Source organism: Pseudomonas danubii (assembly GCF_042980055.1).
Classification (GTDB): Bacteria; Pseudomonadota; Gammaproteobacteria; order Pseudomonadales; family Pseudomonadaceae; genus Aquipseudomonas; species Aquipseudomonas danubii.
In genome coordinates, this window is record NZ_CP116502.1 from 1,132,027 (window position 1) to 1,148,629 (window position 16,603).

Annotated in this window: 18 protein-coding genes; 12 read left to right on the plus strand and 6 right to left on the minus strand. The window is 64.8% G+C overall.

Translation table 11 applies throughout. The features are described 5' to 3' along the window. Window positions 1-83 precede the first annotated feature (83 nt). Together PFZ56_RS05355 and PFZ56_RS05360 are read left to right on the plus strand one after the other, a co-directional pair. On the plus strand, window positions 84-569 hold the full coding sequence (locus tag PFZ56_RS05355) for an acyl-CoA thioesterase (RefSeq protein ID WP_102862374.1): 486 nt from the start codon (window positions 84-86) through the stop codon (window positions 567-569). A gap of 261 nt (window positions 570-830) precedes the next feature. Then, a complete protein-coding gene (locus PFZ56_RS05360) occupies window positions 831-2,225 on the plus strand; it encodes an APC family permease (RefSeq protein ID WP_110594175.1) in 1,395 nt (464 codons plus the stop codon). A 21-nt stretch (window positions 2,226-2,246) separates the two neighbouring features. On the opposite strand, the gene pdxY is transcribed toward PFZ56_RS05360, so the two are convergent. Next, window positions 2,247-3,119 (minus strand): pyridoxal kinase PdxY, encoded by an 873-nt coding sequence (pdxY, locus tag PFZ56_RS05365; protein WP_102862376.1) that lies wholly within the window; start codon window positions 3,117-3,119, stop codon window positions 2,247-2,249. A gap of 117 nt (window positions 3,120-3,236) precedes the next feature. Between pdxY and PFZ56_RS05370 the strand changes: the two genes are divergently transcribed. Further along, window positions 3,237-3,629, plus strand: coding sequence for a DUF3301 domain-containing protein (locus PFZ56_RS05370; protein ID WP_102862377.1), 393 nt, complete (start codon window positions 3,237-3,239; stop codon window positions 3,627-3,629). Between the two features lie 21 nt (window positions 3,630-3,650). Here the strand turns inward: PFZ56_RS05370 and PFZ56_RS05375 are convergent, their stop codons facing one another. The 4 genes from PFZ56_RS05375 to dksA all read right to left on the minus strand — a co-directional run bounded on the left by PFZ56_RS05375 (window position 3,651) and on the right by dksA (window position 7,131). Beyond that, complete coding sequence (locus tag PFZ56_RS05375; protein WP_170001399.1) at window positions 3,651-4,613, minus strand: GTP-binding protein; 963 nt, start codon at window positions 4,611-4,613, stop codon at window positions 3,651-3,653. Window positions 4,614-4,780: 167 nt separating this feature from the next. Continuing rightward, window positions 4,781-5,488 (minus strand): DUF1826 domain-containing protein, encoded by a 708-nt coding sequence (locus PFZ56_RS05380; RefSeq protein ID WP_170001398.1) that lies wholly within the window; start codon window positions 5,486-5,488, stop codon window positions 4,781-4,783. After that, the gene (gene zigA / locus PFZ56_RS05385; protein ID WP_102862380.1) at window positions 5,488-6,696 is read right to left on the minus strand and encodes a zinc metallochaperone GTPase ZigA; all 1,209 of its coding nucleotides are present in this window, start codon (window positions 6,694-6,696) and stop codon (window positions 5,488-5,490) included. Before zigA ends, PFZ56_RS05380 begins: the two co-directional genes overlap by 1 nt. Before the next feature lie 30 nt (window positions 6,697-6,726). Further along, complete coding sequence (dksA, locus tag PFZ56_RS05390; RefSeq protein WP_102862381.1) at window positions 6,727-7,131, minus strand: RNA polymerase-binding protein DksA; 405 nt, start codon at window positions 7,129-7,131, stop codon at window positions 6,727-6,729. A gap of 122 nt (window positions 7,132-7,253) precedes the next feature. Between dksA and PFZ56_RS05395 the strand changes: the two genes are divergently transcribed. After that, window positions 7,254-7,631: a glutamine synthetase gene (locus tag PFZ56_RS05395; protein WP_102881365.1), complete on the plus strand. Its 378-nt coding sequence runs from the start codon at window positions 7,254-7,256 to the stop codon at window positions 7,629-7,631. A gap of 36 nt (window positions 7,632-7,667) precedes the next feature. Here the strand turns inward: PFZ56_RS05395 and PFZ56_RS05400 are convergent, their stop codons facing one another. Then, complete coding sequence (locus PFZ56_RS05400) at window positions 7,668-8,891, minus strand: N-acetylmuramoyl-L-alanine amidase (RefSeq protein ID WP_170001397.1); 1,224 nt, start codon at window positions 8,889-8,891, stop codon at window positions 7,668-7,670. A gap of 130 nt (window positions 8,892-9,021) precedes the next feature. Here PFZ56_RS05400 and folE2 point away from each other — a divergent pair, with 130 nt between their 5' ends. From folE2 to thrS, 8 genes are read left to right on the plus strand one after another with little or no spacing between them, the layout of a single operon-like run. Further along, window positions 9,022-9,915, plus strand: coding sequence for a GTP cyclohydrolase FolE2 (gene folE2 / locus PFZ56_RS05405; protein ID WP_170001396.1), 894 nt, complete (start codon window positions 9,022-9,024; stop codon window positions 9,913-9,915). Further along, window positions 9,915-10,583 carry a metal ABC transporter ATP-binding protein gene (locus tag PFZ56_RS05410; RefSeq protein WP_170001395.1) on the plus strand — a complete coding sequence of 223 codons (669 nt, stop codon included), beginning with the start codon at window positions 9,915-9,917 and terminating at the stop codon, window positions 10,581-10,583. The genes folE2 and PFZ56_RS05410 overlap by 1 nt, the downstream gene beginning before the upstream one ends. Further along, window positions 10,583-11,449 carry a metal ABC transporter permease gene (locus PFZ56_RS05415; protein ID WP_102862386.1) on the plus strand — a complete coding sequence of 289 codons (867 nt, stop codon included), beginning with the start codon at window positions 10,583-10,585 and terminating at the stop codon, window positions 11,447-11,449. Before PFZ56_RS05410 ends, PFZ56_RS05415 begins: the two co-directional genes overlap by 1 nt. Window positions 11,450-11,460: 11 nt before the next feature. Further along, window positions 11,461-12,345 (plus strand): metal ABC transporter substrate-binding protein, encoded by an 885-nt coding sequence (locus PFZ56_RS05420; protein WP_170001394.1) that lies wholly within the window; start codon window positions 11,461-11,463, stop codon window positions 12,343-12,345. After that, complete coding sequence (hisI, locus tag PFZ56_RS05425; RefSeq protein ID WP_102862388.1) at window positions 12,342-12,785, plus strand: phosphoribosyl-AMP cyclohydrolase; 444 nt, start codon at window positions 12,342-12,344, stop codon at window positions 12,783-12,785. The genes PFZ56_RS05420 and hisI overlap by 4 nt, the downstream gene beginning before the upstream one ends. Continuing rightward, window positions 12,775-13,335, plus strand: a complete 561-nt coding sequence (locus PFZ56_RS05430) for a carbonate dehydratase (RefSeq protein ID WP_102862389.1) — start codon at window positions 12,775-12,777, stop codon at window positions 13,333-13,335. Before hisI ends, PFZ56_RS05430 begins: the two co-directional genes overlap by 11 nt. A 2-nt stretch (window positions 13,336-13,337) precedes the next feature. Then, on the plus strand, window positions 13,338-14,672 hold the full coding sequence (locus PFZ56_RS05435) for a dihydroorotase (protein WP_170001393.1): 1,335 nt from the start codon (window positions 13,338-13,340) through the stop codon (window positions 14,670-14,672). 30 nt (window positions 14,673-14,702) lie between these two features. Next, window positions 14,703-16,592 carry a threonine--tRNA ligase gene (thrS, locus tag PFZ56_RS05440; RefSeq protein ID WP_170001392.1) on the plus strand — a complete coding sequence of 630 codons (1,890 nt, stop codon included), beginning with the start codon at window positions 14,703-14,705 and terminating at the stop codon, window positions 16,590-16,592. Window positions 16,593-16,603: the final 11 nt, after the last annotated feature.

Below are 16,603 nucleotides of genomic sequence, written 5' to 3' on the forward strand. Positions count from 1 at the left end.
CCGTTATCGATGGTTTGAAAATCCTTGAAACCAGCACCCGCAGAGGTGCTCCAGCAACCCCTGCCTTGAACCGTGAGTGTGCTATGGAACCCGGAAACGCCCAGCTGTCGATGACGGTATTGATGACCCCTGACATGGCCAATTTCTCTGGCAATGTCCACGGCGGCACCCTGCTCAAGTACCTCGACGAAGTCGCCTATGCCTGCGCCAGCCGTTATGCCGGCCGCTACGTAGTGACCTTGTCGGTGGACCAGGTGATCTTCCGCGAGCCGGTGCATGTCGGCGAACTGGTGACCTTCCTGGCCTCGGTCAACTACACCGGCAACACCTCCATGGAGGTGGGCATCAAGGTGGTGACCGAGAACATCCGCGAGCGCTCGGTGCGCCACACCAACAGCTGCTTCTTCACCATGGTGGCGGTAGACGACCAGCGCAAACCGGCCCAGGTGCCACCGCTGCAGCCCGAGACCGCCGACGGCAAACGCCGCTATATCCAGGCCCAGCAGCGTCGGCAGATCCGCCAGGAGCTGGAAAAGCGCTACCAGGAAATCAAGGCCGACGGCCCTTGATCCTCAGACAGATACGCTGATTCAGCAGGACCACGGACGGTCCCCTCGCCACGCCCCTGCAAAGCCTTGCGCACTCGCCCCCTCTCCTTCCGCTGCTCCAGGCAGTCTTCTGCGGTCATCCCGAATGGCCACATCCATCCCTTTTTGACCACTTAGAGAGTTATGCCCCAGGGGCACCGCTGCCAGAATCGTTGGGCAAGGCACAAGCGCACTCCCCGTTTGGGGAGCCTTCGAACCCACGAACGCGTGAGAACAATAACAATGCCCAGCGCCAATACTCTCTCCGACAATCCCACCCTCGCCCCCAGCGATTTCACCCACAGTGCCCAGGGCACCTCCCTGCGCCGCATCCTCGGGCTGCCGGCCCTGGTGTTCTTCGGCCTGGTGTACATGGTCCCGCTGACCGTCTTCACCACCTACGGCGTGGTCACCCAGATCACCGGCGGGCGTACCGCCGCCGCGTACGTGATCACCCTGCTGGCCATGATCTTCACCGCCCTGTCCTACAGCGTCATGGTCAGGAAGTACCCGATTGCCGGCTCGGCCTATTCCTACGCCAGCCTCAGTTTCGGACCGGGCATCGGCTTTCTTGCCGGCTGGTCGCTGCTGCTGGATTACCTGTTTCTACCGATGATCAACTACCTGGTGATCGGCCTGTTTCTCAACCTGGCCTTTCCCGCCGTGCCGGCCTGGGTCTTCGTGGTGGCGACCATCAGCCTGGTGACGCTGCTGAACATTCGCGGCATCGGTTCGGTATCGAGCATGAGCAACCTGATCGTCTGCGCGCAGATGGTGTTCGTGGTGGTGTTCGTGGCCCTGGTGATTCGCCAGTTGGCCGGGGCCGAGAGCCTGGACCTGAGCGCGCCCTGGATCGGCGACGGCAGCCAGAGCGGGCTGTTGCCGTTGATGGCCGGAGCGGCGGTGCTGTGCCTGTCGTTCCTCGGCTTTGACGCGGTGTCGACCCTGGCCGAGGAAACCCGCGACCCGCGCCGGGACATCCCCCGAGCCATTGTCATCACCACCCTGGGCGCAGGGCTGCTGTTCATCCTGCTGGCCATGACCAGCCAGCTGGCCTTCCCCGGCAGCAGCTTCAAGGACGCCGATTCGGCAGCCAGCGAGGTGATGCTGCACGCCGGCGGACGTTTCCTGGAGATGTTCTTTACCGCCACCTATGTCGCTGGCGCCGCCGGTTCGGCCCTGGCGTCACAGGCCTCGGTGTCGCGCATCCTGTTCAGCATGGGCCGCGACGGCATCTTGCCACGGCGAGTGTTCGGCACCCTCTCCGAGCGCTACAAGACCCCGGTGATCGCCATTGTCCTGGTGTCGCTGGTGTCCTTGCTGGCAGTGATCATCGACCTCACCACCCTGGCGTCGATGATCAGCTTCGGCGCACTGGTGGCGTTCTCGGTGGTCAACCTGGCGGTGATCAAGAGTCACCTGGGGCAGGGACAGCCGCGCACGGGCGCGCGACTGCTGCAGTACGGCCTGCTGCCGTTGATCGGCTTCGGCCTGATCGTCTGGCTGTGGACCAGCCTCTCGGCCCTGACCCTGGGGATTGGCCTGGCCTGGTTTGCCTTGGGCCTGGCGTACCTGGGCGTCCACACCCGGGGCTTCCGTCAGCCGGCGCCGACGGTGCAATTCTCCGAACAGGCCTGACTCAGCGCCCGCCGGTCGCCATCAGAAGCCGATCGGCGTGGCCTCGAACCGTACTCGCGGATGGGCAATGCGATCCTGGGCCCGCACCAGCTCCAGCTCGTAGCTGGCGCAGGCCTGGGTTTCCAGCAGCACTTCATGCACCGCCGCGGCGGTGAATTCGAACGCCGCCACCAGGCTGTCACCCAACAGCACCCGGGCCAGGAACAGACCCGACGTCAGGTCGCCCACTCCCACCGGCTGGCGCGGAAACGCCAGCAGCGGGCGCCGCAGGTGCCAGCTGCCCTCGGCGGTCACCAGCAGCATCTCGAAGCCTTCCGCCAACTTGCCGGGGTAATCCAGGTGCTTGACCAGCACCGCCTTGGGGCCCTTCTCCAGCAGCGAGCGGGCCATGCCCAGGCAATCGAACAGCGATTGCGGCTTGCGTCCGCAGAAGCTGTCCAGTTCCAGCTGGTTGGGGCAGAGAAAATCCGCCATGGCCACCGCCTCATCCAGCAGGAAGTCGCTGACCTCCGCTGGCACGCTGCAGCCCTTCTCCGGATGGCCCATCACCGGGTCGCACAGGTACAAGGCCTTGGGATTGGTCGCCTTGATCCGCGCCACGCCACTGAGAATCGCCCGGCCCTGGGCCGCGCTGCCCAGGTAACCGGAGAGAATCGCATCGCAGTTGCCCAACTCGCCGATGGCGGCGATACCTTCCACCAGCTCGGGAATCTGCTGGGGCGCCAACACTTCTCCGGCCCAGTGACCATACTGAGTGTGGTTGGAGAACTGTACGGTATTCAGGGGCCAGACATTCACCCCGACCCGCTGCATGGGAAACACCGCAGCACTGTTACCGGCGTGGCCGAAAACCACATGGGACTGGATCGCAAGCAGGTGGGGCGTACGTTTCATGCAGGATTTTCCATAAAACCGGTGGAATTCAAGCCGCGCAGTATGCGACTAAACGCAGCCTGTACGACAGACCGGAGACGCAGTTAAGCTGACGCCACTTCGTTGGAGCAAACCTTCATGCTGACCCTTGGAAACATTTTTGTGCTGATGCTGCTGGCGACCGGCGCCGCCTGGCTATGGCACAACCACGGCCTGCGGGAGCGGGCGCTGGCGCGGGTCAAGCAGCACTGTGCACGGCTCGACATCGAGCTGCTGGACGGCAACGTCGCACTCAAGCGCATCGGTTTGGTCAAGGACGCCAACGGTCGTCGGCGCCTGGCGCGAATCTACAACTTCGAATTCACCGTGACTGGCGAAACCCGCCACGCCGGAACCATCACTCAGTTCGGAGCCCACAGCGCGCACATCGAGCTGGCACCCTATCCATTCGAAGTGAAAGAGCCGTTGCCCAGCGCCGAGGTGATCGAGCTGAGCCAGTGGCGCGAAGAGCATCGCAAGTTCAAGCCGTGAGATGCGCAGGCAAGCCTGCGCCTACAGGCGGCAAGCGCTGAGGCTGGCTTGCAGGGCGGCCATGTCCTGAGGGGCACTGAAAATCAACTCCAGGCGCGAATCCCGTCGCCATTCGCTGGGCAGCCAGTTCAGCGGTGAATTATCCAAGCCATTGCCCGAGCGCCAGCCCTCATCGCTGTGGATCACCAGTTTGGCCCGACGCCAGTCGAGGTTCTGCAGCCAGTGATCGACCCGGGTCAGGTCGAACTGCTGGCTCGGGTGCCAGCGCCAGCCGATGCTCCAGCCCTCCTCTTGAGACTGACTGAGGCAGATCGGCAACGCCGGATCGCTCCACACCGCCGGTAACTGTGCCAGGCCCTGGGGAACATCCAGGTGCTCCAGCGCCGCCCCGGCGCTGGCCTCCAGGCCCGGTAGCTCGGCCAGGGGCAAGGCGGCGTGGCGCGTCCAGAACAAGGGCAGGTCCGGCAACTGCTCCAGCACCCGCAGCCGATCGCTGTCGCTGAGCAGTTCGTCCTTGTTCAACACCAACAGGCCGGCGCTGGACAGGGCGTCCTGCTGGGCCTGGGGCAGCGGCTTGCCGGCCGCCAGGGCCTGGGCGTCGAGCACCAGCACACAGGGCTGCAACGCCAGCACCCCTTGCCAGGGCGCGACGCTCAGTTGCTTGAGCAATTGCGCCGGGTGACCGAGGCCGGAAGGCTCGATGAACAGACGATCCGGCTTGGCCTTGCGCAGCAGACGCCCCAAGCCCACCTGAAACGGTGCGCCGTTGACGCAGCACAGACAGCCGCCGGCCACTTCGCCCAGGGCGATGCCATCGTCATCCCGAGTCAGCAAGGCCGCGTCCAGGCCGATCTGGCCGAACTCATTGATCAGCACCGCCCAGCGCTCATGGGCCGGACGCTGGCTCAGCAGATGACGGATCAGGCTGGTCTTGCCGGCCCCCAGGGGGCCGGCGATCACATGGGTAGGAATGTTCTGCAGCATGGGAAGGGGTCCGGAAAGCCTGTGAGGTGATGCTACGCCCTTCCCGAGCAAGGCGAAAATCCGCGCGCTCAAGAACGACGCCGCAGCAGACGCCGTTCTTGAGCGCACTGAAGGTCCTGCGGACCTTGGCGCAGCCTCACAGGCTCGGCAGCGGCTACACGCCTGGCTCAACCCAGCCAATCAAGGGTAAGGATCAGCCGGCGCTCCCCCGGCGCCAGTTGCGGCGAGCGGTGGATCAGGCCGAAACCTTCGTTGCCGTGCCACTTCTCGCCCTTGAACAGCGCCACCTCACCGCTGCCGATCTGCTGGATCAGCGCCGGGTCTCGAGGTTCAGCGCTGGCCTGTCCCAGTTGCCGACGGTCCATCGCCCCTTCGCGCAACCACTGGCTGCCAATCCCGGCATAGGTGGTGATCAGGCGCACGGGCACATGGTCGACGTGAAAGCGCGGGCACATGGCCTTGTCCAGCACCCGCAAGCGCAGGCCCACGCGCTTGGCGCCCAACAGGCAGGCAAAGGCGCTGACCAGCCAGGAAACGTCGGCGATAAAGCCGTCATAACCGTGCAAGTCGCTGAAGCGCGAGGCCAGGCCCCGCAGGTTCGGTGGGCAATCCTCATCCGGCAGTTCCAGGGACAGGGACTCGGCCAAGGGCTCGTTGAGGGACAACAGCAACTGGCCGAAGTCCTCGATGTGCGCCGGCAACTGGCGCTGCCAGAGGCCGAGGTTGACCTCATCGTCCAGCACCTCGGCCAGGACCGCCGGGGTCGGGCCAATGGCCGCGCGCCGGGAAACCAGCGGCACCGCACAAGGCAGCAGCAAGCTCCTGGCCGCCAATGGAATGCTCAGTGGAGTCACCGGAGAACTCAGGGTCAGCATCAGGCCGCCTCCTCTTCATGCCAGGCACCGAAAGGGTCGGTCATCAGGCTCCAGCCCTCGACACCCAGGGCCATTTCATCGTCATCCAGCAGGCACAGGTCGAGCTCGGCACAGAGCCGGGTGAAGTCGATGTTCTGGCCGATGAACACCAGCTCCTGGCGACAGTCGCCCGTGGCCGGGGTCCAGTTGTGCAGGATCGCCGCCATGCTTTCCTCGTCCTGGGGCCATTGCTGCTTGGGCACGAAGCGCCACCAGCGCCCGGCAAAACCGTGGCGCATCAAGCCACCGGCCTGGGACCAGCTGCCCGCCTCCTGGTACTTGCTGGCCAGCCAGAAGAAGCCTTTGGAGCGCAGCAGCTTGCCGTTGACCCAGGGCCGGTTGATGAAGTTGAAGAAGCGCTGCGGATGAAAGGGACGCCGCGCCCGATAGGCGGTTGAAGCGATTCCGTACTCCTGGGTTTCCGGCACGTGCTCGCCGCGCAACTCCTGCAGCCAGCCCGGCGCCTGGGCCGCGCGTTCAAAGTCGAAGCGCCCGGTATTGAGGATCTTGGCCAAGGGCACCTGGCCCATGACCATGGGGATGATCTCTGCCTGGGCGTTGAGCCGCGCCAGGATCGCCATCAGCTCCTGGCGCTCGGCGCTGCTGATCAGGTCGATCTTGCTGACCAGGATCACGTCGGCAAACTCCACCTGCTCGATCAGCAGGTCGGTGATCGAACGCTCGTCTTCCTCGCCCAGGGTTTCACCGCGACTGGCGAGGCTTTCCGCCGCCTGGTAATCCAGCAGGAAGTTCATGCCGTCGACCACAGTCACCATGGTGTCGAGGCGGGCGATGTCCGCCAGGCTCTGCCCGGCCTCATCGCGAAAGGTAAAGGTTTCCGCCACCGGCAGCGGCTCGGAGATCCCGGTGGATTCGATCAGCAGGTAGTCGAAGCGCCCGTCGCGGGCCAGCTTGCCCACTTCCTCCAGCAGGTCTTCGCGCAGGGTGCAGCAAATGCAGCCGTTGCTCATCTCCACCAGCTTCTCTTCGGCGCGGTTGAGGCTGACATCGCGCTGCACCTCGCTGCCGTCGATGTTGATTTCGCTCATGTCGTTGACGATCACCGCTACCCGCAGGTTGTCGCGATTACGCAGGACGTGATTGAGCAGGGTGCTTTTGCCCGCGCCAAGAAAGCCGGACAGCACGGTAACGGGAAGACGCTCGGTCATGGGGGGTTCCTCATCAGGTTCGCGGCTGGGTCAAAGCGCCCGTTGGTGGCGTTCGCGCAGCTCTTGGCGTTCTTTGGCTTCGATACACAAGGTGGCGGTGGGCCGCAGCAGCAGGCGCTGCAGGCCGATGGGCTCGCCGGTGTCGCGGCACCAGCCGTACTCGCCGCGGGCCAGGCGCTCCAGGGCCTCGTCGATCTTGTCCAGGAGCTTCTTTTCCCGCTCCAGCAGGCGCAGTTGCCATTGCCGCTGCTCTTCGGCGCTGCCGATGTCGGCGGGGTCGCTGTGGGGTTCCTGCTCGCGCAGTTGGTCGAACTCAGCGGCAATGCGCTCCTGCAATTCGCTGCGCTGGGCCAGCAGCAGATCGCGGAAGAAGCCCTGCTGGGCGTCGTTCATGTAATGCGCCGAGGGTTCGGCGAGGAGCTCTTGTTCAGTCATGGCGGGGGTCACGGGTCAGGCTTTATTTTATGTTATATTATAACAATGCAGATTAGCCAATACTCCCTTGCCGACCACGACGAAGGGCGCAATGCTGCGCCCCTGTCGCCACGAGAACTGCCATGCGCCTTGTCCTGCCCACCCTGCTTTCAAGCCTGATGCTGCTGGCCGGCCACGCCACAGCCGCCGTGCCCAGTACCTTGGCCACCTGCACCCGCAGCGCCACCCTGCTGGCCTGCGTCGATCCCTTGGGCAATGCCTACAGCGTCGCCACGGCGGGCAGCACCACTTACTTGCGCGGGTTCGAGGTGATCGGCAAACGCTACTGGGCGCAGACCAACAGTCGCTACGGGCAACTGACCTTCTTCACCGGCCTGGCCTCCGATGGTGAAGCCTGGGTGGGCTACAGCCAGCGCGTGGGTTGGACCACCCGCAATCGCTTCTCCAGTTCTGGCGGCAGCAGCGCCAAGTTCACCTGCAGCCGCATTAGCGGTTGCTAGCCGCCCCCACATCGCGCCAGATGCAGGCGCTGGTGGCTACACGGTGCGGTTGTTCTTTGTTTCCTGGAGCCAGGCCAGATAGCTGTTGGCCGGCGGGTTCTTTTCGAAGTAGCGCTGCAAACCCAGGAACAGGCCGTCGGCAATCGCCTGCTGATGCCGCGTGGTGACCAGTTGCTGGCTGTCGCGGCGGTTGGAGATGAAGCCGGTTTCCACCAGGATCGATGGCACGTCCGGCGACTTGAGCACCGCGAACCCGGCCTGTTCCACGCGCTTCTGATGCAGGGTGGTGATCCCCGACAGGCTGTCCAGCACAGTGCCCCCTAGCTGCAGGCTGGCGGCAATAGTGGCATTCATCGACATGTCGAGAATCACCCCCGCCAGCATCGGGTCCTTGTCCTTGAGATTGAGCAGGCTGCTGGCCCCCAGCAGGTCGGCATCGTTTTCCCGCTGGGCCATGAAGCGCGCAGTGGCCGAAGTCGCCCCGCCTTCGGACAAGGCATACACCGAGGCACCGGAAGCGCTAAGGCGCGGCGCCGCATCGGCGTGCACCGAGATGAACATGTCGGCCTTGTGCTTGCGGGCGATCTCTACCCGCTTGCGCAGCGGCACGAAGAAGTCGTCGTTGCGCACTAGCTTCACGGCAAAGCCCTTCTCGCGCTTGAGCCGCTTGGCCAGCAACCGGGCGATGGACAGCACCACATCCTTCTCTCGCTCACCCTTGGCCCCCACGGCGCCGGGGTCCTTGCCACCGTGGCCGGGGTCCACCACCACGATGATGTCGCGCTTGGGATGAGGCTTGCCCGGCGACGCCTCGGGTTTGGCCAGGGGCGCAGCGGCCGCGGCGATCTGCAACGGCGCCTTGCCGGGCGCAGACAGGTCCAGCACCAGTCGATGGCCCTGCCCATCCTGGGGCGGCAGGAGAAAACTGTTGAGCTGCACCGGCTCATTCAGGTCGAGGACGATCCGCGTATCGCCCTGGCCAAAATGCCCGGAGCGGATCGCGCGGATCACCGTACGGGCCAGGGGCAACTGACTGAAATCGCCACTCAGGCGAGCGCCGTTCAAATCGATGATCAAGCGCTCCGGTGCGCTCAGAGTGAAGGTCTTGTACTGCACCGGGCCACTCAGATCGAGCACCAGCCGCAGCTTGTCGGCGTCTTTCCACAGCCGCGCATTACGGATCTGCGCGGCAGAAACAGCCCAGGGCAACATCAGGGCCGTACCGGCCAACAGCAGGTTGAGCAATTGACGTCTGTGCATGACAAATACCGCAGATGAGGGAGTGTCCGTACTCACAAGAACAGGCCAAAGAACCGCCGAGGAAAAATGTTTCATCGGATGTATTGTTATAATATAACATGCAGAAATATTCCTAACGACGGACCTGTTCATGAACGCGCTGACTCTGCCGGATATCGCCGCGCAGGCCTCACGCCAAGCCTTGCCCCTGGAATGGGTGGGCATGTGCGGCATTGCCTTACCTGTACTGATGGACAGCCAACGGATCGCTGCCAAAGCGGACGCCGGAGTCAGCCTCGACGACGGCGAGGCGCGAGGCATTCATATGTCGCGGCTGTACCTGGCCCTGGAAATGCTCGAACAGGACAACCTCACGCCTGCTCTGCTGCGCCAAGTGCTACAGCGCTTTCTCGACAGTCACGAAGGCCTGGCCAACAGCGCCTACCTGCGCCTGCACTTCGATCTGCTGCTCAAACGCCCGGCATTGGTCAGTCCTTTGGCCGGTTGGAAGAGCTATCCGTTGAGCATCGAAGTACGGCTGAAAAACGCGATGTTCCACGTGGAACTAAAAATTGTCGTGCCTTATTCCTCCACTTGCCCTTGCTCGGCCGCCCTGTCCCGTCAGTTGATCCAACAGCAATTCGTCGACGATTTCGCCAACCGGCCATTGCAGCACGCCGAGATCCTGGCCTGGCTGGGCTCGACCCAAGGCATAGTCGCCACGCCCCATAGCCAACGCAGCAACGCCGAACTGCATCTGCGCCTGGACGACTTCCTCGACGAACTGCCGTTGATTGCACTGATCAACGACGCGGAAAACGCCCTGGGCACTGCCGTGCAGACGGCGGTCAAACGCGCCGATGAGCAGGCCTTCGCCCTGGCCAACGGACAAAACCTGATGTTCTGCGAAGACGCCGCCCGCCGCCTGAATCTGGCCCTGCGCCGCTCCCCCGGGGTCAACGCCTTCCAACTGCGGGTCGTGCATGCGGAAAGCCTGCACGCCCACGACGCCGTGGCGCAAAGCCGCTGGAACTGGGAGGCCTGATGATCCGCTGTCGAGGTTTGCGCTGGGGCGCGCCGGGCCAACCCCTGACTCCAGCCCTGGACCTGCACCTGCCCAGCGGCAGCCTGAGCGCCATCATCGGCGCCAACGGTTCGGGCAAAAGCAGCCTGCTGAAAGTCCTGGCCGGGCTGCAAAAACCCTTGGCCGGCAAGGTCGATCTGGCGGCGCCCAAACGGGGCGGCTTTTCGTTTCTGCCGCAACAGCAACACCTCGATCGCCAGTTCCCTATCAGCCTTGAAGCGCTGGTGGCCGGTGGCTTCTGGGGCAAGCGTGAACCCGCCAGGGCCCGGGCAGAAAAACTTCAGGCGGTGCTCGAAGACTGGCATTTGAGTGGCTTGGAAAGCCGCCCGTTGATGGCCCTTTCCGGTGGGGAATTACAGCGCGCGCTGCTGGCCCGACTGAGCCTGACCGAAGCGCCTCTGCTGCTCCTGGACGAACCCCACGCCGCCCTCGACGAAGCGGGCCAGACCCTGCTCTGGCAACACCTGCACAGCTGGCACGCCCAGGGCCGAACGCTGGTAGTGGTTTGTCATGACCTGGCCGCCGTGCGCCAGCACATCCCCCAGACCTTGTGGGTCAAAAGCAGCGGCTGTGTCTTGGGCCAGAGCCAAGAACTGATCGCCCCGCCCTTCCAGACGCAGGTGGTGTGATGCAGTTCGCCGCACAGTTCTGGCAACCCTTCAGCGAATTCGTGTTCATGCGCCGGGCCTTGCTCGGCGGTTTGGTCCTGGCCTGCAGCACCGCCCCCCTGGGCGTCTTCCTGATCCTGCGACGTATGAGCTTGATCGGCGATGCGGTGGCCCACGGCATCCTTCCCGGAGCGGCCCTGGGCTTCTGGTTCGCCGGTCTCAGTTTGCCGGCCCTGACCTTCGGCGGCCTGGGCGCCGGCTTGGGCATGGCCGGCCTCGCGGCCTGGATCACCCGCCGCACCGGCCTGCGGGAAGACGCCAGCATCGCGGCTATCTACCCCATCTCCCTGGCCAGCGGCGTGTTGATCCTCGGGCTGGCGGGCAAACGCCTGGATCTGTTGCACCTGCTGTTCGGCTCGGCCCTGGCGGTGGACGGCCCGACCCTCAACGGCATGCTCCTGGTCTCGGCCGTCAGCCTGCTGGCCATGGCCCTGATCTACAAACCCCTGCTGCTGGACACCCTCGACCCACTGTTCCTGCACAGTGTCAGTCGCCTGGGTCCCCTGGCTCACGGCCTGTTCCTGACCCTGGTGGTGCTCAATCTGGTGATCGGTTTCCAGGCCATCGGCGCCCTGATGGTGGTGGGGCTGATGATGCTGCCGGCCGCCGCCTCGCGCTTCTGGAGCCGGCGGCTGCCGCTGTTGATGGGCATCGCCGCGCTGCTGGGTTGTCTCTCGGTGTGGCTCGGCCTGTTGCTGTCATTCCATTACTCGCTGCCCAGCGGACCGGCCATCGTGCTGGTGGCGGGCAGCCTGTACCTGCTGTCCGTGGTGTTCGGTCCGGTACACGGCCTGTTGCACCGCCCGCCGTTACTCACATCCCCATGAGGTGTTTCCCGATGCGCGCTCTACTCGTGCTGTTCAGCCTGCTGCTGCCACTGTCGTGGTCCACCGCCCAGGCCGCGGACAAGCTGGCCGTGGTCACCAGCTTCAGCATCCTCGCCGACATCACCCGCCAGGTCGGCGGCGAGCATGTACAGATCACCAACCTGGTAGGCGCCGATGAAGACGCCCACACCTACGAACCCACGCCGGACGATGCCAAGGCCCTGCTCAAGGCCCGGCTGATCATCAAGAACGGCCTGGGCTTCGAACCCTGGCTGGATCGCCTGGTGGCCAGCTCGGCCACCAAGACTGCGGTGATCACCGCCAGTCGCGGGGTGATTCCACGGACCCTGGACGAGGACGGCGAACAGGTGCCCGACCCGCACGCCTGGCACAACCTGGCCAACAGCGAACTCTATGTGAACACCATCACCCAGGCGCTGATCGCCGCCGACCCGGCCCACCAGGCCGACTACCAGCGCAACAGCCAGGCCTACCTGCAACAGATCTACCGCCTGCTGGCCGAGGCCAAGACCAAACTCGGCGCCCTGCCCCCGGGCAACCGCAAGATCGTCACCTCCCACGACGCCTTCGGCTACCTGGGCCAGGCCTACGGTATCGACTTCATGGCGCCCCAGGGTCTGTCCACCGAACGCGAACCCTCGGCCGCCGAAGTCGCGGCGCTGATCACCCAGATCCGCAACGCCAAGGTCAAGGCGGTGTTCATGGAGAACATCAAGGACGCCCGCCTGCTCAAGCAGATCGCCGACGAAAGCGGCGCCCATATCGGCGGCACCCTGTACTCCGACGCGCTCTCCGCCACGGGTCCGGCCAGCACCTTCATCGGGCTGTTCGAATACAACCTCAACACCCTGTACGACGCCCTGAGCCGACCATGATCCAACGCCCGCCGCTGACACTGCTGGACCTGGAAAGCGCTGCCCAGGGCAGTCGCTGGCCGCTGACCGCGGTGCTCGATGCCCTGCCCTGGAACAGCGACGGACTGATCGCCGCCATCGCCCAGCAACACGACAGCGGCGAGGTGCTGATGCTGGCCTGGATGAACCGCCGGGCCCTGGCCGAAACCCTGGCCAGCGGCCAGGTCTGCTACTGGTCGCGCTCGCGCCAGTGCCTGTGGCGCAAGGGCGAAAGCTCGGGCCACCGCCAGCGCCTGATCGAAGCGCGCCTGGACTGCGATGGCGACGCCGTGTTGCTGCAAGTGGAGCAACAAGGCCCCGCCTGCCACACCGGCCGCCCCAACTGTTTCTACAACGCCATTCGCGATGGCGCGGTGGAAGTCATCAGTTCCCCCTTGAAGGACTCGCGCCATGATTCGTAAAAACCCTTCCGGCGATCTGCCGGTGATCGCCGAATCCGCCTACGTGGACAAGACCGCCATCATCTGCGGCAAGGTGGTGATCGGCGACAACGTGTTCGTCGGCCCCTACGCGGTGATCCGCGCCGACGAGGTCGACGCCAGCGGCCAGATGGAAGCCATCACCATCGGCGCCAATTCGAACATTCAGGACGGCGTGGTGATCCACTCCAAATCCGGCGCCGCCGTCACCATCGGCCAGCACACCTCCATCGCCCACCGCTCCATCGTCCACGGCCCCTGCGTGGTCGGCGACCGGGTGTTCATCGGTTTCAACAGCGTGCTGTTCAACTGCGTGGTGGGCGACGGCAGCGTGGTCCGCCACAACTCGGTGGTGGACGGGCGCGACCTGCCCCCAGGCTTCTACGTGCCCTCCACCACCCGCATCGGCCCCAAGACCGACCTGGCGCAGTTCCCTCCGGTGAGCATCAGTGCCTCGGAGTTTTCCGAGGACGTGGCCCGCACCAACGTCGATCTGGTCCGCGGCTACAAGGCCCTGCAGAACGAGTTTTGAGCATGAGCCGAATCCTTATCCGCAATGCCCGCCTGGTGAACGAAGGACGGGAGTTCGACGCCGACCTGCTGGTCAATCACGGGCGCATCGAGACCATCGGCAGCCTCGACCACCTCAGCGCCGAACTGGAAATCGACGCCCAGGGCCAATGGCTGCTGCCAGGGATGATCGACGACCAGGTGCACTTTCGCGATCCCGGCGCCCCGGAAAAAGGCAGCATCCATAGCGAGTCGCGCGCCGCAGTGGCCGGTGGCATCACCAGCTTCATGGACATGCCCAACACCTCGCCGGCGACCTTGACCCTGGCCGCCCTGGCCGACAAGAAACGCCGCGCAGCGATCGCCTCGGTGGCCAACTACGGCTTTCACTTCGGCGTCAGCAACGACAACCTCGACACCGTCGCCGCCCTCGATCCCACCGAGGTCGCCGGGGTCAAGGTGTTCATGGGCGCCTCCACCGGCAACATGCTGGTGGACGATCCGCACGTGCTGGACCGGCTGTTTCGCCAGGTACCGACCCTCCTCCTGGCCCACTGCGAACACACCCCGAGCATCCAGCTCAAGCAACAACGCTGGCAGCAACTCTATGGCGAGCAGATTCCCGCCGCAGCTCACCCACGCATTCGCGACGCCGAGGCCTGCTACCGCTCCTCGTCCCTGGCGGTGGAACTGGCGAAGAAACACGGCACCCGCCTGCACGTCCTGCACCTGACCAGCGCCCGGGAACTGGCCCTGTTCGAGGACCGGCCCCTGGCCGAAAAGCGCATCACCGCCGAAGTCTGCCTGCACCACCTGCTGTTCGATGACCGCGACTACTCGCGTCTTGGCCACCTGATCAAATGCAACCCGGCGATCAAGACCCAGGCCGATCGCGACGCCTTGCGCCAGGCCCTCAACAGCCAGCGCCTGGACATCATCGGCAGTGACCACGCGCCCCACACCTGGGAACAGAAACAGCAGCCCTACACCCGTGCGCCCGCCGGCCTGCCTCTGGTGCAGCACGCCTTGCCGGCCTTGCTGGAACTGGTGGCGGACCAGGTCCTGCCCCTGACCACCCTGGTGGCCAAGACCAGCCACCGGGTCGCCGACCTGTTCGCCATCCCCGACCGTGGCTACCTGCGCGAAGGCTACTGGGCCGACTTGGTGCTGATCCGCGCCGAGCCCGAGGGCTTGGCTGTGGACCGCCAGCCGATTCTTGCCCAATGCGGCTGGACGCCGTTTGCCGGCCAACGCTTTCGCCATAGCGTCGCCACCACCCTGGTCTCGGGTCAGCTCGCCTGGCACCAGGGGCGTCTGTACGACCACTGTCAGGGCCTGCCCCTGCGCTTCATCCGCTAATCCCCCAAGCCTGACCAAGGACCACCGAAGATGATCCGCATCACCCTGCCTGATGGCGCGTGCCGTGAGTACGACCAGCCGTTGTCCGTGTTCGAAGTGGCCGCCAGCATTGGCAGCGGCCTGGCCAAAGCCGCCGTGGCCGGACGGGTCGATGGCCGGCTGGTGGACTGTGACTACCTGTTGGACACCGACAGCCGCCTGAGCATCGTCACCGCGACCGATGCCGATGGCCTGGAAGTCCTGCGTCACTCCTGCGCCCACCTGCTGGCCATGGCGGTGAAGCAGCTGTATCCCTCGGCCCAGGTCACCATCGGCCCGGTGATCGAGGACGGCTTCTTCTACGACTTCGCCTATGAGCGCCCTTTCACCCCCGAGGATCTGGAACTGATCGAGGCGCGCATGCACAGCCTTGCCGCCACCAACCACACCTTGCGCCGCCGCGAGCTGTCCCGGGAGCAGGCGCTGCAACACTTCGCCGACCAGGGCGAGCACTACAAGGTCGAGCTGATCCGCGACCTGCCCCCGGAGGCCGTGCTGTCGCTGTACCGCCAGGGCGATTTCGAAGACCTGTGCCGCGGCCCCCACGTGCGTACCACCGGCCAGTTGCGGGCCTTCAAGCTGACCAAGGTGGCCGGCGCCTATTGGCGCGGCGATGCCAGCAACGCGCCGTTGCAACGGATCTACGGCACCTGCTGGGCCACCCGCCAGGATCTGGACGCCTATCTGCTGCGTCAGGAACAGGCCGCCAAGCGCGACCACCGCAAGCTGGGGCAGCAACTGGACCTGTTCCACTTCGACGATTGCGCGCCGGGTTCGGTGTTCTGGCACGCCAAGGGCTGGACCCTGTTCAAGCTGTTGATCGGCTACATGCGCCAGCGCCAGGAACAGGCCGGCTACCAGGAAGTGAACACCCCGGACGTGATGGACCGCAGCCTCTGGGAAACCTCCGGGCACTGGCAGAACTACCGCGACCACATGTTCACCACCAGCACCGAGGACCAGCGCACCTTCGCCCTCAAGCCCATGAACTGCCCCGGCGCGGTGGCGATCTTCGGCCACGGCTTGAAGAGCTACCGCGACCTGCCCCTGCGCATCGCCGAATTCGGCAAGGTCCATCGCTACGAACCTTCAGGGGCACTGCACGGCTTGCTGCGGGTCCGCCACTTCACCCAGGACGACGCCCACATCTTCTGCACCCCGGAACAGATGCAAGACGAATGCGCCCGCACCATCGCCCTGGTGTTCGACATCTATAAGGAGTTCGGTTTTGACGAGGTGGCGGTGAAGCTCTCCACGCGCCCGGCCAATCGCATCGGCAGCGACGAGACCTGGGATCAGCTGGAAAGCGCCCTGGTCGGCGCCCTGCAAAGCATGCAGATCGACTATCGGCTCAACCCGGGAGAAGGCGCCTTCTACGGTCCGAAACTGGAGTTCGTGCTGCGCGACGCCATTGGCCGCGACTGGCAGTGCGGCACCCTGCAAGTGGATCTCAACCTCCCCGAGCGCTTCGCCATCAGCTACATCGCCGACAACGGCGAACGCCGGCAACCGGTGATGCTGCACCGCGCGCTGTTCGGCTCCCTGGAGCGCTTCATCGGCATCCTCATCGAGCACCATGGCGGCGCCCTGCCCTTGTGGCTGGCGCCGCAGCAGGTGGTGGTGCTCAACATCAGCGAAGCTCAGGCGGACTATGCCTGGGAAATCAGCGAACGCCTGCGCCGAGAGGGGCTGCGGTCCAGTGCCGACCTGCGCAACGAAAAGATCGGCTACAAGATCCGTGAGCACAGCCTGCAGAAAGTGCCCTACCTGCTGGTGATCGGGGACAAGGAGAAAGCCGGAGGCTACGTCAGCCTGCGCAGCAGAGATGGCGAGGATCTGGGACAGCTGACGCTGGAGCAGGTAGTGGAACGGATTAGCTAGCCGGAGCCCGG

Excerpts from the sequence above, each read along its gene's own strand:
- PFZ56_RS05415 (WP_102862386.1), top strand. The coding sequence starts at position 10,583 with ATGCAGTTCGCCGCACAGTTCTGGCAACCCTTCAGCGAATTCGTGTTC.
- PFZ56_RS05420 (WP_170001394.1), top strand. The coding sequence starts at position 11,461 with ATGCGCGCTCTACTCGTGCTGTTCAGCCTGCTGCTGCCACTGTCGTGG.
- folE2 (WP_170001396.1), top strand. The coding sequence starts at position 9,022 with ATGAACGCGCTGACTCTGCCGGATATCGCCGCGCAGGCCTCACGCCAA.
- PFZ56_RS05410 (WP_170001395.1), top strand. The coding sequence starts at position 9,915 with ATGATCCGCTGTCGAGGTTTGCGCTGGGGCGCGCCGGGCCAACCCCTG.
- PFZ56_RS05380 (WP_170001398.1), bottom strand. The coding sequence starts at position 5,488 with ATGCTGACCCTGAGTTCTCCGGTGACTCCACTGAGCATTCCATTGGCG.
- PFZ56_RS05360 (WP_110594175.1), top strand. The coding sequence starts at position 831 with ATGCCCAGCGCCAATACTCTCTCCGACAATCCCACCCTCGCCCCCAGC.
- zigA (WP_102862380.1), bottom strand. The coding sequence starts at position 6,696 with ATGACCGAGCGTCTTCCCGTTACCGTGCTGTCCGGCTTTCTTGGCGCG.
- PFZ56_RS05400 (WP_170001397.1), bottom strand. The coding sequence starts at position 8,891 with ATGCACAGACGTCAATTGCTCAACCTGCTGTTGGCCGGTACGGCCCTG.
- PFZ56_RS05395 (WP_102881365.1), top strand. The coding sequence starts at position 7,254 with ATGCGCCTTGTCCTGCCCACCCTGCTTTCAAGCCTGATGCTGCTGGCC.
- PFZ56_RS05435 (WP_170001393.1), top strand. The coding sequence starts at position 13,338 with ATGAGCCGAATCCTTATCCGCAATGCCCGCCTGGTGAACGAAGGACGG.
- hisI (WP_102862388.1), top strand. The coding sequence starts at position 12,342 with ATGATCCAACGCCCGCCGCTGACACTGCTGGACCTGGAAAGCGCTGCC.
- thrS (WP_170001392.1), top strand. The coding sequence starts at position 14,703 with ATGATCCGCATCACCCTGCCTGATGGCGCGTGCCGTGAGTACGACCAG.
- pdxY (WP_102862376.1), bottom strand. The coding sequence starts at position 3,119 with ATGAAACGTACGCCCCACCTGCTTGCGATCCAGTCCCATGTGGTTTTC.
- dksA (WP_102862381.1), bottom strand. The coding sequence starts at position 7,131 with ATGACTGAACAAGAGCTCCTCGCCGAACCCTCGGCGCATTACATGAAC.
- PFZ56_RS05370 (WP_102862377.1), top strand. The coding sequence starts at position 3,237 with ATGCTGACCCTTGGAAACATTTTTGTGCTGATGCTGCTGGCGACCGGC.
- PFZ56_RS05375 (WP_170001399.1), bottom strand. The coding sequence starts at position 4,613 with ATGCTGCAGAACATTCCTACCCATGTGATCGCCGGCCCCCTGGGGGCC.
- PFZ56_RS05430 (WP_102862389.1), top strand. The coding sequence starts at position 12,775 with ATGATTCGTAAAAACCCTTCCGGCGATCTGCCGGTGATCGCCGAATCC.
- PFZ56_RS05355 (WP_102862374.1), top strand. The coding sequence starts at position 84 with ATGGAACCCGGAAACGCCCAGCTGTCGATGACGGTATTGATGACCCCT.